The organism is Ancylobacter amanitiformis, from assembly GCF_030814815.1.
Classification (GTDB): domain Bacteria; phylum Pseudomonadota; class Alphaproteobacteria; order Rhizobiales; family Xanthobacteraceae; genus Ancylobacter; species Ancylobacter amanitiformis.
Genome location: NZ_JAUSVR010000009.1, coordinates 51,996 through 68,471, shown reverse-complemented (window position 1 = coordinate 68,471; position 16,476 = coordinate 51,996). Strand labels below are relative to the sequence as shown.

Sequence of the window (16,476 nt, the reverse complement as noted above, 5' to 3'; positions counted from 1 at the left end):
GGGGATGGCGTGGCCGGTGCAAGGCCGCCCCCGGCTGGGTCGGCAAGGCCGCAAGGAAGGCCGGGGAGCGCCCCGCCTCCGATCAGCCTCCGATCCGCCTCAACGCGGCTGCCGGCGCGCCAGACGCCACAGCGCCCAGGCGCCGCCGAGCGAAAGGACTGCGATGGCGGTCACGATCACACCGTCGACCAGGCTGTCATGCGGCAGGCGCGAGACCGCCGCCATGCCCGTCAACAGAACGACGGCGGCGCCACCGCGCGCCGCGCTCGACCCTGCGGCTCGCGTCTTCTCCGCCATCATTGTCGCCCGGCAAATGTCGAGAAGGGTGGGAGGCTGACATGCGACCCGAGACGGGCTCGTTGGGGCTGCTTCCTTCCGGACCTGACCCGGTTGGCGAGTGGCTCGTCCACCGCCAACCTCCCGCCGCCTATATCGGACAGATGGGGATGGGATGCAAGGGGGGGAGGATATTGAACCGCCCAATACCATGATAAGGAAAGTGCACTGGCGACTGTCACGAGGGGGGGGCTATGACACAGCTGCGCGTTAAGCAAATAAGTACTCGGTTGCGTGCTCTATACGAGCCCTTCTTGGATTTATCCGACGTAGGGGAAAGGGATGCGGAGCGTGATAAGAAAATACTCTCACGCTGTCTCGCCGCTCATGCCGTCTTCATCGAAGCTGAATGCACTCCAGAGGAAGCGGCGCTATCGGTTTGGGACGGATCTGATGATAATGGAATCGATGCTGTATTCTTGGATGGTACCAGCGAAAGAGTTATTGTCGTACAATCGAAATGGATAAGCGCAGGCGCCGGAGAGCCGTCAGCTGCTGATATTGGATCCTTCGTCGACGGAATTAATGATTTAATTGAACAAAATATCGGAAATTTTCATGCGAGACTTCAGTCTAAATTGAACGATGCTGGGCAAGCTATTCTTACGCCAGGATGCACCGTGGAGGTCGTTCTTGTTTCGACGGGTAGCAGCACAATTGCGCGGCACGGGACGGCGAAACTTGATGGTATTCTGACGTCCTTAAACGGATATTCGGATCAAGCGCCCATAGCGACTAAGAAAGTTTTCGGTATAGAAGATATTTATTCGAGTTTAGCGTCGGCGTCGCCTGGAAAAATTATCATCGATGCGACTATAACAGATTGGTCATATGTGGCTCATCCCTACCCTGCGTATTTTGGTATAATTGATGGATATCAACTAAAGCATTGGTGGGGTAAATATGGAAAGAGGTTAGTTGCTAAAAATATACGTCACTCGTTGGGTGCGACGGATGTAAACGACGGAATTAGATCCACTGCTGAAAATATACCGGGAAATTTTTGGTATTTTAATAATGGAATTACGCTAATTGCTGATGATTCGTCGAGGGCTCCGGCGGCCGCTGCTTCGCGATCTGCAGGGAATTTCGAGTTCCGAGGGGCGTCCATTGTCAACGGCGCTCAAACGGTCAGCACGCTCGCGCGTGTCAATTCTGATGAAGCTTTGGGAAAAGTTCGCGTCCCTATCCGGATCATTCTTTTAAAAGACGCGCCTGATGGTTTTGGTGTAGAGGTAACTCGTACCAATAACCTGCAGAATCGCGTAGAAGGACGTGATTTTGTTGCACAAGATCCCGAGCAAAGAAGAATACAGCAAGAAATGTCTCTGGAGGATATAGATTATCAGTTATTGCGAAGTGAGGATGTTGTTAAATCGTCTCATTCGTGTGAATTGATAGAGGTAACGACAGCACTAGCATGTGCTTCGGGTGACGCTGCATTAGCGGTGCAGGTTAAGACTGGTATTGGTCGATTTTTCAGCGATCTAAAGAAGGCGCCATATAAATTAATATTTAATCCGTCGTTAAATGGGGCTAAAGCATTCAATGCCACTCTGATCCACAGAGAAATTGATAGTTGGATTGATCACAAGAAAAGCTCTCTCGAAAAGCGCAGCGGTTATGCTTGGGGTGTATTGGTGCACGGGAATAGAGTGATTGAAGCTGGAATTTTTCGAATCATTGGTGCATCATGCTTAGATTGTCCGGTAGAAGAATTTAGAAATAAAATATCGACACTAAATATTTCAATTATAGGAGAAAGATTTCATGAATCTATGGTTGGTGTATTAGAAAAAGAATTTCCAGGTAAATTTTTGGCGGTATTATTTAAGAGTCCATCTTCAAGTTCAAATGTATTCAACAAAGCAATTAATGAATATACGAAGAGTATATAATATGTTCCGAGTGCGGGAGAGAAAGTTCACTCCCCACCCGTCTCCCGATCATAATACCCCACCGTCTCCTCCGCTCGAAACATCTTGTGCAGGCCGCCTTCGCCTTGGCCGGTGGCGAGCATGACCTTGTCGGAATCGGGGTATTCGCACACATCCACCTCGGACAGGGTCGACAAAGCGAGGTAGCGCAGCGTCGTGGTGCCGGTGTTGATGATCTGGTGCGCCACCTCGCGCCCGCCGGGCGGGCAGGCGATGACGTCGTGGCGGCGGATCCTGTAGCGCGCCGGCCCGAAGCGCAGCTCGCCTTCGCCCTCGATGATGAGGAACATCTCCTCCTCGCCATGATGGTTGTGGAACGGGCACTGCACCTTGCCGGGCGGCACCTCGGTGAGGTTGTAGCCGAGTTTTTTCGCGCCGATGTGGCGGCCAATGCTGGCGCGGCGCGAGGTGTAGAGGCCGTTCGCCTCGATGTCGTCAAACGCGGCATCATTGAGATTCATGAGAGGCTTCACGGCGCGGTCCTCCGGTGGCGGATGGCGGGCGCGGGAAGCTTCGCCCACGCCCTTCCATCCGGCAACCGGCATCGGTGCCGCGCGACAAATGTCAGCCGCCGAACTGGTCCGTCGCCCTTATCAGCCGGTCGAGGATGCCCGGTTCGAGATAGGCGTGGCCGGCGCCCTCGATGATGTGGAATTCCGCCTCGGGCCAGGCCTTGTGCAGTTCCCACGCATAGCGCGCCGGGCAGGGCATGTCGTAGCGGCCATGCACGATGACGCCGGGAATGCCCTTCAGCAGATGGGCGTTGTCCAGCAGCTGCCGGTCCTTCAGCCACCCGTCGTGGAAGAAATAGTGATTCTCGATCCGCGCGAAGGCCAGCGCAAAGTGGCCGTCATGCCAGGGCGCGGTGAAATCCGGGTTGGGCAGCAGGGTGATGGTCTCGCCCTCCCAGATCGACCAGGCCTTGGCCGCCTCGATCTTGCGGGCCTCATCAATGCCGGTGAGCAGGGCGCGATAGGCGCGCACCGGGTCGGCGCGCTCCTCGGGCGTCGTCAGCGGCGCCAGGAAGCGCTCGAACTTGTCGGGGAACATTTCGGAGACGCCGAAACGGTAATACCAGTCCAGTTCGGCGCGGGTGACGGTGTAGATGCCGCGCAGGATGAGTTCGCTGACGCGCGCGGGATGCGCCTGCGCATAGGCCAGCGCCAGTGTCGAGCCCCAGGAGCCGCCGAATACCTGCCATGTGTCGAAGCCGAACTTCTCCCGCAGCCGCTCGATATCGGCCACGAGATGCCAGGTGGTGTTGGCGGTGAGGTCGGCATAGGGCGTGGAGCGGCCGCAGCCGCGCTGCTCGAACAGCACGATCTCATAGCGGGCGGGATCGAACAGCCGGCGATAATCCGGCGAGAGGCCGGCGCCCGGCCCGCCATGCAGGAACACCGCCGGCTTGCCGCCCTTCCTGCCCACGCGCTCGTAATAGATCGAATGCCCGTCGCCGACATCCAGCATGCCGGTCTCGAAGGGTTCGATGGCGGGATAGTAGCTGCGCAACTCGGTCATGGGTGAACCTTCGGGGAGAGGCCGGCGCCAGCGGCGCCGAGGAAGAGGAGAGGCGCCCGGCCGGCGGAATCAGGACACCCGCGCCTCGCGCAGGCTCGGCAGGAACCAGGCGAGCAGGCCGAAGGCCGGCAGGAAGGCGCAGACCTCATAGACCGCGTCGATGCCGTGATGGTCGGCGAACACGCCGAGCGCCGCCGCCGCCAGCCCGCCGAGGCCGAATACCAGGCCATAGAAGAACCCGCCGATCAGCCCAATGCGGTTCGGCAGCAATTCCATGGCGTAGACGAGGATGGCCGCGAAGGCGCTGGACATGATGAGGTTGATCACCACGGTCAGCACGCCGGTCCAGAACAGGCCGACATGCGGCAGGATCACCGTGAAGGGCAGGGCGCCGAGAATGGAGAACCAGATGATCTTGTTGCGCCCGATCCGGTCGCCCAGCATGCCGCCGAACAGCACGCCCGTCGCCGAGGCGACGAGATACAGGAACAGCATCAGCTGCGAGGCCTGCACCGACACGTCGAAGCGTTCGATCAGGTAGAACGTGTAGAACGAGGTGAAGCTCGCGATATAGGCGGTCTTCGAGGTTAGCAGCAGGATCAGGATGAACAGCGCCGGCGCCGCCTGCCGCAGCGAGGGGCCGGGCGTGTCGGCCGCGAGGTGCGGGCCGCCGCGCGCCACCATGCGCCCCATGGCTCGCGCATGATGGTGAGCGGTCCACGCCAGCAGCGGCATGGCCAGAAGCGCCACGGTGGAAAACCAGGAGAGGCTCGTCTGGCCGTTCGGCACGATGATGAAGGCGGCGAGCAGCGGGCCGATCGCCGCGCCGCTCTGCCCGCCGACCTGGAACAGGCCCTGCGCGAAGCCGTGCCGCCCGCCGGACGCGTTGCGCGCCATGCGCGTCGCCTCGGGGTGGAAGATGGAGGAACCGATGCCGACGCAGGCGCTGGCCACCAGCAGGAGCGGATAGCTGCCGGCATAGGCGAGCCCGATCAGCCCCACCAGCGTGAAGCCCATGCCCGCCACCATGGAATAGGGCAGCGGGCGGCGGTCGGTATAGAAGCCGATCACCGGCTGCAGCAGCGAGGCGGAAATCTGGAAGGTCAGCGTGATGATGCCGATCTGGCTGAAATCGAGCGCGTAGGCTTCCTTGATGATCGGGTAGGCCGCCGGAATCAGCGACTGGATCATGTCGTTCAGGAAATGGGCGACGCTCAGGGCGACCAGCACCGGCATGACCGCGCTGCGCGCGGTGCCGGCCGAAGCATTCAGGGACATGACCGTCTCGTGACCTTTTCGCGCGCGTGCGGCACGCACTTTCGCGGATCAACTTTCGCGGATCAACTAGTGCAATTGCGGGCCGACGGCAAACGGCAGATGCGTCCTGATCCCGGCTCCACCGTCGCGGTGGCGCGCGCGCCACCGCGCGGCTATAGCTGTCACCGCCCGCATCGAGGCCGGGCCATGCGCAGACGACACGCCACGATGAACGAGCTTTCCAGCGACACGACTTTCCAGCTCGACCCGCGGATCGAGGCCGATACGTTTCCGGTCGCCGATCTCGCGCTGTCGACGCTGCGCCTGATGAACGATTCCCGCTTTCCCTGGGTCATCCTCGTGCCGCGCCGTGCCGGCCTTGCCGAACTGATCGATCTTGAGGGCGAAGCGCGCGCCACGCTCACCGCGGAGATCGACGCGGTGAGCCGGGCGCTGCGCGCGCTGACGCAGTGCGACAAGCTGAATGTCGGCGCGCTCGGCAATCAGGTGCGGCAGCTGCATGTGCACGTGATCGCCCGCTTCGCCACCGATGCGGCGTGGCCGCGCCCGGTCTGGGGCGTGGGCGAGCGGCGGACCTACGCGGCGCCGCAGGCCGTGCTGCTGGTGTCGCGGCTGCGCGCGGCGCTGGGTGGGCAATGAGGGAGAGGCGCAATGGCGACGAGTGAACGGATCGCGGGTGAACTCGGCTGCTGGCCGCATCTGGGCTATGTCGGCTCCCGGCTCGATCGGGCCAGCGAGCGGCGGGCGGAGACGCCGGACATGCTGCGCGACACGCGGGCGCTGGCCTGCCTGGTCGCCGGCGAGAGCGTGGTGCTGCGGCGGCTGCCCGGGACGACGGGCGATGATGAGGCCGGCGGCTTCGAGGCGCTGATCGATCTCGGCCGCGCGGTCGCGCTGGGCGGGCGGGTCAGCGAGGCCTGCCTGCTGGGCCTTGCCGACGGGGTTCCTCATTTCGTGCTGCCGCTGCATGCGGCCTCGCTTGCCGCACTCGCCGAGGCGCCGGACCTTCGGGTGACGGACCTGCGCAGCGTGGCGGTCGGCGAATGGGTCTCGGCCGAGGAACTCGGCGAACTGGCTACCGCCAAGGCGATGATCGCCTGGCATGCGCGGCGCACCTTCTGCTCGAACTGCGCGCACCGGCTCCATGTGGCCGAGGGGGGCTGGCGGCGCGAATGCCCGGAATGCGGCGCGCAGCATTTTCCGCGCACCGACCCGGTGGTGATCATGCTGACCCATGACGGCGACAATTGCCTGCTGGGCCGCTCGCCGCGCTTCGCGCCCGGCATGTGGTCGTGCCTGGCCGGCTTCGTCGAGCCGGGCGAGACCTTCGAGGAGGCGGTGCGGCGCGAAACCATGGAGGAGGCGGGCATCCGCACCGGCGCGGTGCGTTATGTCGCCTCCCAGCCCTGGCCCTTCCCCATGTCGGTCATGATCGGCACGCATGCGCAGGCGCTCTCACGCGAGATCACCATCGATGCCAACGAGCTTGAGGCCGCGCGCTGGTTCTCGCGCAAGGAGGCGAAGCTGCTGCTGACACGCACCCATCCCGACGGGCTGATCGCCCCGCCGCGCATGGCGATCGCCCACCACCTCATCCGCGCCTTTGTCGAGGGACGCGATCCACCGGCGGGGTGAGGGCGCTCAGTCCCGTATCCAGGGCTTGAAGTGCTTGGAAAGCTTCAGCCCCTGCGCCTGATAGTTGGAGCCGATGCCCTCGCCATAGAGTCGGCGCGGGTGCTCCAGCATCTTCTCATAGACGAGGCGGCCGACGATCTGGCCGTCCTCCAGGATGAACGGCACCTCGCGCGAGCGCACCTCCAGCACGGCGCGGGCGCCATGGTGCGGGCCGGCGCGCCCGCCGGCGGCGGCATCGCCGAAGCCGGGGTCGAAGAAGCCGGCATAATGCACGCGGAATTCGCCGACCAGCGGGTCGAACGGCACCATTTCCGCCGCATGGCTGGCGGGCACGCGCACGGCTTCCTTCGAGGCGAGGATGTAGAAGGCGTCGGGATCGAGCACCAGTTCGCGCCGGCCTCGCGTCAGCAGCGGCTCCCAATAGTCCTCCACCTCGCAGGCGGCGCGCTTGTCGACATCGATCAGCCCGGTATGGCGCTTGGCGCGAAAGCCGAGCAGCCCGCCAAAGCCCTCGCCCGAGAGATCGACGCTGACCGCGATGCCGGCGCCGGCAATATCGGGAGCGGCGGTGTCGACCAGCCGCTCACGGGCGTTCAGTGCGGTAAGCTCGGCTTCATCGAGCAGCGCATGGCCGCGCCGGAAGCGGATCTGCGACAGGCGCGAGCCCTGCCGCACGAGGATCGGGAAGGTGCGCGGGCTGATTTCCAGATAGAGTTTGCCCGCATAGCCCACGGGGACGATGTCGAAGGCGCGGGCGCGGTCGGCGATGACGCGGGTAAACACGTCGAGCCGGCCGGTCGAACTCTTCGGGTTGGTCGAGGCGGCGATGTCGGCGGGCAGCGCCAGCGCTTCCTCCAGCTCGACCAGATAGACGCAGCCGGTTTCCAGTACTTCGCCGCCGGTCAGGTCGAGCTGGTGCAGGGCGAGCCGGCGGAGCCGGTCGGCCACCGTCTCCTGCGGGCCGGGCAGGAAGCTGGCGCGGATGCGCCACGCGGTGGGGCCGAGCCGCAGGTCGAGGCTGGCCGGCTGCACCTGGTCGTCATCGAACGGGCGGGCGAGGCGGATGGCGCCACCCGCGGCCAGGGCGTCGATGGCGTGGCCGGGCAGGATGCCGTCCCCCGTTGCGGGAAAACCCAATTCCGACACGCTCAACTCTCCCTGCGCCGCTGGCGGGCGGACCCTCCCGGTGGGCGGCCCGTGCCCGATGTCATCAAAGCGGACATCCCGCCGTTCGCTTTACCGGACGCGCCCCTTGACGCCAAGTCCGGCGCGGGAGTAAGCGGAAGGGGTAACGTGGTCATTTGAGCCGGCCGGCTTGCCGCCACGCTAAACAAGGTTGCTAAACAGGCCGGGGCTACGCGACACGGCGCGTGAGCGACCCCGGTTATGCGCGAGACACCGGAGCCGCCAATGACCGACACCTCCAAGCTGACCCCCGCCGAGATCGCCCAGCTGCGGCCCGATACCCGCCTCGTGCAGGGCGGCATCCTGCGCTCGCCCTTCGGCGAGACGGCGGAAGCGCTCTATCTCACGCAGGGCTATGTCTATGACACGGCCGAGCAGGCCGAGGCGCGCTTCAAGGGCGAGGATCCGGGCTTCATCTATACCCGCTATTCCAACCCGACCGCGGCGATGTTCGAGACCCGGCTCGCTCTGCTGGAAGGCGCGGAAGCGGCGCGGGCCACGGCTTCCGGCATGGCGGCGGTGACCGCGGCGCTGCTGTGCCAGCTCAAGACCGGCGACCATGTGGTGGCGGCGCGGGCGCTGTTCGGCTCCTGCCGCTATGTGATTGAGGAATTGCTGCCGCGCTTCGGCATCACCTCGACGCTGGTCGACGGCACGGATATCGGCCAGTGGAAAGCGGCGGTACGGCCGGAAACCCGGGTGTTCTTCCTCGAAAGCCCGACCAATCCGACGCTGGAACTGGTCGACATCGCCGCGGTGGCGGAGGTCTCGAAGGCGGCGGGCGCGAATCTCGTGGTCGACAACGTGTTCGCGACGCCCATGTTGCAGAGCCCGCTCGCGCTCGGCGCCGATATCGTCGTCTATTCCGCCACCAAGCACATAGACGGGCAGGGCCGCTGCCTGGCTGGCGTGGTGCTGTGCTCGGAAAAGTTCCTCACCGACCATCTGCAGACCTTCCTGCGGCAGACCGGCCCGTCGGTGTCGCCCTTCAACGCGTGGGTGATGCTCAAGGGGCTGGAGACGCTGCCGCTGCGTGTCGAGCGCTCGCAGGCCAGCGCGGGCACGCTGGCCGATCGTCTTGCCGGCCGGGACAAGATCGCCAAGGTGATCTACCCCTACCGCGCCGACCATCCCCAGCATGAACTGGCCAGGCGCCAGATGCGCGGCGGCGGCACGCTCGTGACCTTCGAGGTCGAGGGCGGCAAGGCCGGAGCGTTCCGCTTCCTCAACGAATTGAAGGTGGTGCGCATCTCCAACAATCTCGGCGACGCCAAGAGCCTCGTCACCCATCCCGCGACCACGACCCACCAGCGTTTCAGCCCCGAGGCGCGCGCCGAGATGGGGATTTCCGACGGCATGGTGCGTCTCTCGGTCGGGCTGGAGCATGTCGACGACCTCACCGACGACATCGCGCGCGCCCTGCGGGCGGTGTGAGGGCGGCCGGCCTCTGATCGCAGGCGAGGTGAAGCGGTCGGGAGCCGGGCGTGCTCCCGATCGCTGCCGTCCGGCACAGGGATGTGAGGGGAAGCGCGGGCGCGGCGCTTGCCCTACCCGATCAAAAGCCGTTCACTGGCGTGGCAAGCGGCGGCTGGTTCGCAGTCGGAACGTGGGTGGAACCAGTCCGTGAGCGGGCGTCGCGCGAGGGGAACCACGCCGACGCCCGCGCGCGCCGACAAGTAGAGGGCCGTTCAGATGTATCGGGCGACGACCAGAGGCGTTCAGGTCACGGTGACGCCGCGCTTCTCCCCCGAACGGTCCAATCCCGAGCGCAGCCAGTATTTCTGGGCCTACACGGTGGAGATCGTGAATCTGGGCTCCGAGACGGTGCAGCTCACCTCGCGCCACTGGATCATCACCGACGCGCTTGGCCGGGTGCAGGAGGTGCGCGGCGCGGGCGTGGTCGGCGAGCAGCCGGTGCTGCCGCCGGGCGGGCAGTTCGACTATACCAGCGGGGTGCCGCTCACCACCGCCACCGGCATCATGGAAGGCAGCTATAGCATGGTGACACCGGGCGGCGAGGTCTTCGAGGCCGCCGTGCCGGCCTTCTCCCTCGACATGCCCGGCGCGAGCTACACGCTGAACTGATGCATGCCGATGCGAGCCGGAGACAGCCGCGCGGCGGCTCCAACGCGCCGCTTCCGGCCATCGGACGAAGCGGCTATGGTGGCGGCAGCTTTCACGTCCTCGGGCGCTCCACCGCCATAAACGGTCCCTCAATCCTGTGATCGATCTCCGCCCGATCGCCGCCATTCTGGGCGTGCTGCTTGCCATCCTCGGCACCACGATGATGATCCCCGCGATGGTCGACATCGTCGCGGGCAAGGGTGATTTCCTGGTTTATGTCGCGGCGGCGGTCATCACCGCCTTTGTCGGCTTCTCGCTCTGGCTTGCCGGACGCAACAGCGCGGTGGAGCGGCTGGACCTGCGCCAGGCTTTCGTGCTGACGACGGCAAGCTGGGTGCTGCTCTCGGCCTTCGCGGCGATTCCGTTCATGTGGTCGGAAACCGACCTGCCCTTCGTCGATGCCTATTTCGAGGCGATGTCCGGCCTGACGACGACGGGTGCGACGGTGGTTTCCCATCTCGATACCCGCCCGCCCGGCATCCTCATCTGGCGCGCCTTCCTGCACTGGTATGGCGGCATCGGCATCATCGTCATGGCGATGGCGCTGCTGCCCATGCTGCAGATCGGCGGCATGCAACTGTTCCGCGCGGAATCCTCGGACAAGTCGGAAAAGGTGCTGCCGCGCGCGGCGCAGATGGCCAAGAGCATCGTCGGCACCTATGTGCTGCTCTCGCTGGCCTGCGCCGTTACCTATATCGTCTGCGGCATGAGCGTGTTCGACGCGGTGGCGCATGCCATGGCGACCATCTCCACCGGCGGCTTCTCCACGCACGATGCCTCGATCGGCTATTTCCACAGCCCCGCCATCGAATATGCGGCGATCTTCTTCATGCTCGCGGGGTCGCTGCCCTTCGTGCTCTATGTGCGCGTGCTGGCGGGTGATTTCAGCCGGATGGTGGCGAATACCGAGGTGCGGCTGTTTCTGGGGCTGGTGGCTTTCTTCACCGTCATCACCACGTTCGAGCAGGTTCGCGGCGGCATCGCGGTGGGCGAGACGGCGCTGCGCCAGGGGCTGTTCAACGTCGTCTCGATCATGTCGACCACCGGTTTCGTGGCGACCGACTACACCCATTGGGGGCCTCCGACCGAGGCGCTCTATTTCATCCTGCTGTTCCTCGGCGCCTGCACGGGCTCCACCGCCGGCGGCATGAAGACCTTCCGCATCGCCATTCTCGGCTCGGCGCTGGCCCAGCATCTCAAGCGCATCATCTACCCGAACGGCGTGTTTCCCGTGCGCTATGGCGGGCAGCCGATCGGCGACGACGTGGTGGCCTCGGTGCTGTCCTTCGCCTTTCTCTACCTGTCCTCGTTCATGCTGATCGCCATTGCCATCAACGCGCTGGGCTTCGACCTCATCACTGCGTTCTCGGCCTCGATCACGGCGCTGGCGAATGTCGGGCCGGGGCTGGGCACGGTTGTGGGGCCGGCGCAGAACTTTGCCGGGCTGCCGGACCATGTCATCTGGCTGTTGTCTTTCGGCATGCTGATGGGCCGGCTCGAACTGTTCACGGTGCTTGTGCTGTTCCTGCCGAGTTTCTGGCGGCGCTAGAGCCGGATCCGGTCGGGTTGACCAACCGGATCGGTGCATCCGTCTCCAAGCCAATGATAGAGACCGCGTGATCCGATCGGATTGCGCCGCCATCAGATCCGCGCGTGCTCTGGTACGCATTCGGTTCTATGATGGGGCGACGCGTGCAACGAGGACGATCATGCTGGCCGGACGAACGACGACCGAAGAACTGCTCGCCCACCTGGTCGCCTTCGACACCACGAGCCGCAACTCCAATCTTGCCCTCATCGGCTTCGTGCGGGACTATCTGGAGGCCTATGGCGTCGCCAGCGTGATCGTGCCGAGCGAGGATGGCCGGAAGGCGAGCCTGTTCGCCACTATCGGCCCGGCTGAAATCGGCGGGGTGTGCCTGTCCGGTCATTCGGACGTGGTGCCGGTCGACGGCCAGCCCTGGAGCACCGATCCGTTCGAACTGACCCCTCGCGAAGACCGGCTCTATGGTCGCGGTTCCTGCGACATGAAGGGCTTCGTGGCGACCTGCCTGGCGCTGGTGCCGCAGATGACGGCGGCGAATCTTTCAACGCCGATCCACCTTCTGGTCTCCTATGACGAGGAAATCGGCTGCACCGGCGTCGTTCCGGCCGTGCGCCGGCTGGGGGTCGATCTGCCGCTGCCCCGCGCCTGCATCGTCGGCGAACCGACCTCGATGCGCGTGGTGGATGCCCATAAGTCCGGCATCGCCTATCTCACCACGGTGACGGGGCGGGAGGCGCATTCCTCCATGCCGCAACTGGGCGCCAACGCCATCTTCGCCGCCGCCGAACTGGTGGGCGAACTGGACCGCTACCGCGCGGAACTGATCGAGGCTGGCGACGCGAGCGGGCGCTTCGACCCGCCCAACACCACCGTGCAGGTGACGGTGATCGATGGCGGCACCGCCGGCAACATCGTGCCGCGCCAATGCGGCATCCGCTGGAACGTGCGCGGCCTGCCGGATTTCGACGAGCCGACGCTGCTCGCCCGGTTCGAGCGCTTCGCGCAGGGCGTGGTGCTGCCCAAGCTGCGGGCGAGCGCGCCGGAAGCCTCCATCGTCACCGATTTCATCTACCGGGTGCCTCCGCTCCGCCCGCAGACCGGCTCGGAGGCGGAGCTTCTGGCGCTGCGCCTCGCCGGGCAGAACCGCACCTACACCGTATCCTACGGCACCGAGGGCGGGCATTTCCAGGCGCAGGGCATTCCCACCGTGATCTGCGGCCCCGGCTCGATCGACCAGGCACACAAGCCCGACGAGTTCATCGAGGTGGCGCAGCTGCGCGCCTGCGAGCGGTTTCTCACCGGGCTGGTCGCGGAATGCGCGAAATAGGGCGCCGGGCGGGCTCGGGCTCCCGTCCGCGCGGCGCCCCTGACGGCGCGTGACGGCGTGACGCTCAGGCCGGCGTCGCCTCCGCGTCCGGCTCCTCCGGCCCCGCCACTTCCGTGGCCTCGAAGCCGTAGCTGCGGCCGCAGAATTCGCAGGTGACGGTGATCTTGCCGTCCTCGATGAGGCTTTCGCGCTCCTCGCGCGAGAAGCTGGCGAGCACGCCGGTCACCCGCTCGCGCGAGCAGGAGCATTTGGCGACAACGCTCTCGGCCTCGAACACCCGCACGCCGCGATCGTGGAACAGGCGGAACAGCAGGCGCTCGCTGGACAGGTCGTCGTCGACCAGCTCGATATCCTCCAGCGTGCCGACCAGCGAACGGGCCTCCAGCCAGGCGTCGTCTTCCTCGGGCTCAGGAAGCTCCGTGCCCTCGGGCGCGTCGCCCGGGTGCAGGTCGACCGGGCGGACCCGCCCGCCCTCGGTCGGCAGGAACTGCACCATCATTCCGCCGGCGCGCCAGGACGAGGCGGCGCCGCCCGAGTGCAGTTCCTCCGCCACGGCGAGGCGCACGCGGGTCGGGATCTGCTCGGACTGGGTGAAATACTGGTGCGCGGCATCCTCCAGCCCGCCGCCCTCCAGCGCCACCACGCCCTGATAGCGGTTGACCGAGAGACCCTGGTCGATGGTCATCGCGAGATGGCCGCGCCCGAGCAGGGCGCCGCTGTCGGGCCGCCCGCCCGGCGCGGATTCCACCAGCGCGGCGAGGCGCTCGGCGTCGAAGCGGGCATAGGCGCGCACGTCCCGCGGGGCGGTGAAATCCACCACCAGCAGGTCCACAGGCCCGTCCGTGCGGGTCTGCAGGATGAAACGGCCGGAGATCTTCAGCGTCGAGCCCAGCAGCACGGTCAGTGCCACGGCCTCGCCGAGCAGGCGCTTGACCGCCGGTGGGTAGGCATGATGGGCCAGCACCGCGTCGAGCGTGGTGCCCAGGCGCACGACGCGCCCGCGCACGTCGAGGCCGTCGACGTGGAAGGGGGTGACGAGGTCATCCACCGCGAGCGCGGCGGGTGAACGGGAATGGGTGTCGGGATGTGTTGTCATGTCGCCCGCCCATATGGGTGCGAGGAAGCCGTTGCGCGAGGGGGTCGCAGGCCCGGCGCGCGCCGTCAAGGGGAAGGGCGCGTCACGCCGCGGAGCCGGTCCCCCGGTCGTCCGTCATCCCGGCCGGCTGCCGGCCCGGTCCGGTATGATGTGGCGATCCCCGGCCCGGGCCGGAGATCCAAGAAGGCTGGCGGTGGGGACCCCACCCGGCGTCAGGCTCTCAGACCCCGGCGCCGTCGAGGCACCAGGCGAGAATGCCCTTCTGCGCGTGCAGGCGGTTCTCGGCCTCGTCGAACACCACCGATTGCGGGCCGTCCATCACCTCGTCGGTCACTTCCTCGCCGCGATGGGCCGGCAGGCAGTGCATGAAGATGGCGTCCGGCGCCGCGCGGCGCATGAGCGCGCCATTGACCTGATAGGGCTTGAGCAGGTTGTGGCGCCGCTCCGCCTCCACATCGCCCATCGACACCCAGGTGTCGGTGACGACGCAATCGGCCCCCTCCACCGCCGCCTCGGCCTCGTGGGTGAACTGGACCCGGGCGCCATTGGCACGCGCCCAGTCGACCAGCGCCGGGCGCGCGGCGAGCTCGGGCGGGGTGGCGACGTTGAGCGCGAAATCGAAGCGCTGGGCGGCGTGCACCCAGGAGGCCAGCACATTGTTGGCGTCGCCGGTCCAGGCCACGGTGCGGCCCTGGATCGAGCCCTTGTGCTCCTCGAAGGTCATGACGTCGGCCATGATCTGGCAGGGGTGAGACTCGCGCGTCAGCCCGTTGATGACCGGCACGCTGGCATGGGCCGCCAGTTCCTCGAGCGCGGCATGGTCGAGGATGCGGATCATGATGGCGTCGACATAGCGCGACAGCACCTTGGCGGTGTCGGCGATGGTCTCGCCGCGCCCGAGCTGCATTTCCGCGCCGGTCAGCATGATGGTCTCGCCACCCAGCTGGCGCATGGCGATGTCGAAGGAGATGCGCGTGCGGGTCGAGGGCTGGTCGAACACCATGGCCAGCACTTTGCCGGCGAAGGGTTTCTCCGCCGCGACAAGTTTCCGCCGCTTCTTGAGATCGTGCGAGAAGCGCATGAGTTCGCGCAGTTCGCCCGCCGGCAGCGCGTCGAGGTCGAGGAAATGCTTCACCGCCCCGCCCGTGGGCGAGCCTCCATTGCCGGCGCTCATGCGGCCGCTCCCTTCAGGGCTTCGTCCTTCAGGCCGTTCTCGATGCGGGTGAAGGCGGCGTCGAGCTTGGTGAAGGCGGCCTCGATTTCCTGTTCGCCGATATTCAGCGGCGGCAGCAGGCGGACCACATTGTCGCTCGCGGTCGGCGCGAGCATGTGCTCCTCGCGCATGGCGGCGACCACGTCGGTGTTCGGCACATGGGTGCGGATGCCGAGCAGGAGGCCCTCGCCGCGAATTTCGGCGACGACCGCGGGGTGGCGGTCCTTCAGCTCGGCGAGACGCTGGCGCAGCCGCGCGGAGGTCGCCTGCACGTGATCGAGGAAGCCGTCGGCCAGCACCACGTCGAGCACCGCATTGGCCACGCTCATGGCGAGCGGGTTGCCGCCATAGGTCGAGCCATGCGTGCCGGCGGTCATGCCCTTGGCGGCTTCTTCCTTGGCAAGGCAGGCCCCGACCGGGAAGCCGCCGCCGATGCCCTTGGCCACGGCCATGATATCCGGCGTGATGCCGGCCCATTCATGGGCGAAGAACTTGCCCGTGCGCCCGACGCCGCACTGCACCTCGTCGAGGATGAGCAGCAGGCCGTGCTCGTCGCACAGCGCGCGCAACTCGCGCAGGAACGGCCACGAGGCCGAGCGCACGCCGCCCTCGCCCTGCACGGGCTCGATGAGGATTCCGCCGGTCTCCGGGCCGATGGCGGCCTTCACCGCCTCGATGTCGCCGAACGGCACCTGGTCGAAGCCGGGCGTCTCCGGGCCGAAGCCGGCCAGGTATTTCGGATTGCCGCCGGCGGCGATGGTGGCGAGCGTGCGGCCGTGGAAGGCGCCCTCGAAGGTGACGATGCGGTAGCGCTCGGGGGCGCCGTTCGCCGCATGGTACTTGCGCGCCATCTTGATCGCGCATTCCAGCGCTTCCGCACCTGAATTGGTGAAGAACATGGTGTCGGCGAAGGTCGCCGCCTTGAGCCGCTCGGCGAGGCGCTCGCCGCCCTCGATGCGGAACACGTTGGACAGGTGCCAGAGCTTGCCCGCCTGCTCGGTCAATGCCGCCACGAGGTGGGGATGGGCATGACCCAGCACGTTCACGGCGATGCCCGCGGTGAAGTCGAGATATCGCTGCCCCTCGCGCGTGAACAGCCAGGCGCCTTCGCCCCGCTCGAAAACAAGGTTCACACGGTTATAAGTCGGCAGGATGGGGTCAATCATCGCTCCCCTCCCTCTCTCCACACGCAGGCGGCACTGGCGCCTTGCCAGCCCGGACCTGCCCCAAAACGAAACGTGCCGCCCTTGCGGGGGCGGCACCCGAAGCACGAATTTTATA

General features: G+C 65.8%; 15 protein-coding genes, 1 other RNA gene and 1 riboswitch. Of the genes, 7 read left to right on the top strand and 9 right to left on the bottom strand.

Annotation, left to right across the window (positions count from 1 at the left end):
• Positions 1-99: 99 nt before the first annotated feature.
• On the bottom strand, positions 100-297 hold the full coding sequence (locus tag QOZ99_RS14225) for a hypothetical protein (protein ID WP_306890652.1): 198 nt from the start codon (positions 295-297) through the stop codon (positions 100-102).
• A gap of 28 nt (positions 298-325) precedes the next feature.
• Positions 326-421: signal recognition particle sRNA small type (gene ffs / locus QOZ99_RS14220), an RNA gene on the bottom strand.
• A gap of 169 nt (positions 422-590) precedes the next feature.
• On the opposite strand from ffs, the gene QOZ99_RS14215 reads away from it, so the two are divergent.
• Entirely contained in the window at positions 591-2,234 is a 1,644-nt protein-coding gene (locus QOZ99_RS14215; protein WP_306890651.1) for an AIPR family protein, read from the top strand.
• Between the two features lie 26 nt (positions 2,235-2,260).
• Here QOZ99_RS14215 and QOZ99_RS14210 read toward each other — a convergent pair whose 3' ends face one another.
• From QOZ99_RS14210 to QOZ99_RS14200, 3 genes are all read right to left on the bottom strand, one after another.
• Positions 2,261-2,746 carry a cupin domain-containing protein gene (locus QOZ99_RS14210; RefSeq protein WP_306890650.1) on the bottom strand — a complete coding sequence of 162 codons (486 nt, stop codon included), beginning with the start codon at positions 2,744-2,746 and terminating at the stop codon, positions 2,261-2,263.
• Positions 2,747-2,837: 91 nt separating this feature from the next.
• Positions 2,838-3,791, bottom strand: a complete 954-nt coding sequence (gene pip / locus QOZ99_RS14205) for a prolyl aminopeptidase (protein ID WP_306890649.1) — start codon at positions 3,789-3,791, stop codon at positions 2,838-2,840.
• 69 nt (positions 3,792-3,860) lie between these two features.
• Complete coding sequence (locus tag QOZ99_RS14200) at positions 3,861-5,069, bottom strand: MFS transporter (protein ID WP_306890648.1); 1,209 nt, start codon at positions 5,067-5,069, stop codon at positions 3,861-3,863.
• Between the two features lie 186 nt (positions 5,070-5,255).
• Here QOZ99_RS14200 and QOZ99_RS14195 point away from each other — a divergent pair, with 186 nt between their 5' ends.
• Together QOZ99_RS14195 and nudC are read left to right on the top strand one after the other, a co-directional pair.
• On the top strand, positions 5,256-5,708 hold the full coding sequence (locus QOZ99_RS14195) for an HIT domain-containing protein (protein WP_306890647.1): 453 nt from the start codon (positions 5,256-5,258) through the stop codon (positions 5,706-5,708).
• Positions 5,709-5,720: 12 nt separating this feature from the next.
• Positions 5,721-6,704 (top strand): NAD(+) diphosphatase, encoded by a 984-nt coding sequence (gene nudC, locus QOZ99_RS14190; protein ID WP_306890646.1) that lies wholly within the window; start codon positions 5,721-5,723, stop codon positions 6,702-6,704.
• 6 nt (positions 6,705-6,710) lie between these two features.
• On the opposite strand, the gene QOZ99_RS14185 is transcribed toward nudC, so the two are convergent.
• Entirely contained in the window at positions 6,711-7,850 is a 1,140-nt protein-coding gene (locus QOZ99_RS14185; protein WP_370876860.1) for a 2'-deoxycytidine 5'-triphosphate deaminase, read from the bottom strand.
• Positions 7,851-7,987: 137 nt separating this feature from the next.
• A riboswitch (SAM riboswitch) is annotated at positions 7,988-8,068 on the top strand.
• Between the two features lie 46 nt (positions 8,069-8,114).
• Between QOZ99_RS14185 and QOZ99_RS14180 the strand changes: the two genes are divergently transcribed.
• The 4 genes from QOZ99_RS14180 (at position 8,115) to argE (ending at position 12,886) form a co-directional block, all read left to right on the top strand.
• Positions 8,115-9,323, top strand: coding sequence for an O-succinylhomoserine sulfhydrylase (locus QOZ99_RS14180; protein WP_306890645.1), 1,209 nt, complete (start codon positions 8,115-8,117; stop codon positions 9,321-9,323).
• Positions 9,324-9,581: 258 nt separating this feature from the next.
• Complete coding sequence (gene apaG / locus QOZ99_RS14175; protein WP_306890644.1) at positions 9,582-9,974, top strand: Co2+/Mg2+ efflux facilitator ApaG/CorD; 393 nt, start codon at positions 9,582-9,584, stop codon at positions 9,972-9,974.
• Between the two features lie 136 nt (positions 9,975-10,110).
• The gene (locus QOZ99_RS14170; RefSeq protein ID WP_306890643.1) at positions 10,111-11,562 is read left to right on the top strand and encodes a TrkH family potassium uptake protein; all 1,452 of its coding nucleotides are present in this window, start codon (positions 10,111-10,113) and stop codon (positions 11,560-11,562) included.
• Between the two features lie 160 nt (positions 11,563-11,722).
• Complete coding sequence (gene argE / locus QOZ99_RS14165) at positions 11,723-12,886, top strand: acetylornithine deacetylase (protein WP_306890642.1); 1,164 nt, start codon at positions 11,723-11,725, stop codon at positions 12,884-12,886.
• Positions 12,887-12,950: 64 nt separating this feature from the next.
• Here argE and QOZ99_RS14160 read toward each other — a convergent pair whose 3' ends face one another.
• The 3 genes from QOZ99_RS14160 to QOZ99_RS14150 form a co-directional block, all read right to left on the bottom strand.
• Positions 12,951-13,982, bottom strand: coding sequence for an Hsp33 family molecular chaperone (locus tag QOZ99_RS14160; RefSeq protein WP_306890641.1), 1,032 nt, complete (start codon positions 13,980-13,982; stop codon positions 12,951-12,953).
• A gap of 220 nt (positions 13,983-14,202) precedes the next feature.
• Positions 14,203-15,156 carry an ornithine carbamoyltransferase gene (gene argF / locus QOZ99_RS14155; RefSeq protein ID WP_306890640.1) on the bottom strand — a complete coding sequence of 318 codons (954 nt, stop codon included), beginning with the start codon at positions 15,154-15,156 and terminating at the stop codon, positions 14,203-14,205.
• Positions 15,153-16,361, bottom strand: a complete 1,209-nt coding sequence (locus tag QOZ99_RS14150) for an aspartate aminotransferase family protein (RefSeq protein ID WP_306890639.1) — start codon at positions 16,359-16,361, stop codon at positions 15,153-15,155. Before QOZ99_RS14150 ends, argF begins: the two co-directional genes overlap by 4 nt.
• Positions 16,362-16,476 lie beyond the last annotated feature (115 nt).